Source organism: Rhodoplanes sp. SY1 (assembly GCF_046000175.1).
Lineage (GTDB): Bacteria > Pseudomonadota > Alphaproteobacteria > Rhizobiales > Xanthobacteraceae > Rhodoplanes.
Map to the genome: position 1 here is coordinate 1 of NZ_JBEOMB010000539.1, position 656 is coordinate 656.

General features: G+C 68.4%; 1 protein-coding gene and 1 pseudogene. Both read right to left on the reverse strand.

Annotated features, from left to right (window positions below; genetic code table 11):
* Nucleotides 1-459, reverse strand: a 459-nt coding sequence (locus tag ABTU92_RS30820) for a nickel-dependent hydrogenase large subunit (protein WP_408095319.1), incomplete at its 3' end; no start/stop codon positions are given.
* A gap of 16 nt (nt 460-475) precedes the next feature.
* A pseudogene (locus ABTU92_RS30825) lies at nt 476-656 on the reverse strand (uptake hydrogenase small subunit); the annotation flags it as partial.

The following is a 656-nucleotide window of genomic DNA, read 5'->3' on the forward strand; positions in this document are numbered from 1 at the left end:
CGGCGAGATCGACTGGGCGAGCGCCGAGGTCGCTTTCGGGTCCGCCTTGAGGGCGGAGACCACGTCGACCCAGTCGAGCGCATGCAGATGATAGAAGTGGACGAGGTGGTCGTGCACATACAGCGTCAGCTGCATGATGTTGCGGATCGTGTTGGCGTTCTCCGGGATGGCGATGCCCAGCGCGTTCTCCACGGCCCGCACCGAGGTGAGCGCGTGGGTGCCCGTGCACACGCCGCAGATGCGCTGGGTGAAGGCCCAGGCGTCGCGCGGATCGCGCCCCTTCAGGATCACCTCGATGCCGCGCCACATGGTGCCGGTCGACACCGCGTTGCGGATCACGTTGTTCTGGTCGACGTTCACCTCGACGCGCAGATGGCCCTCGATGCGGGTCACCGGGTCGACGACGACCCGCTTGCCGGAGTTGTCGAGCGAGAAGCCGTTCGGAGTCTGGATGGTCATGGCGCGCTCCTGCGGCTCAGCCGTGCGGCGGGTGGGAGTCGCGGCCGGTCAGCTTGCGCACCGCCGTGACGCCGGCATGGACGGCGAGGCCCGCCGCCACGGTGCCGGCCGCCACCATGCCGATCTGGTCGGCATTGGCCTCGACCCCGAAGGCCGAGATGTTGGTCAGCCGGTCGTAGAACGACCCCTTGTCCCAG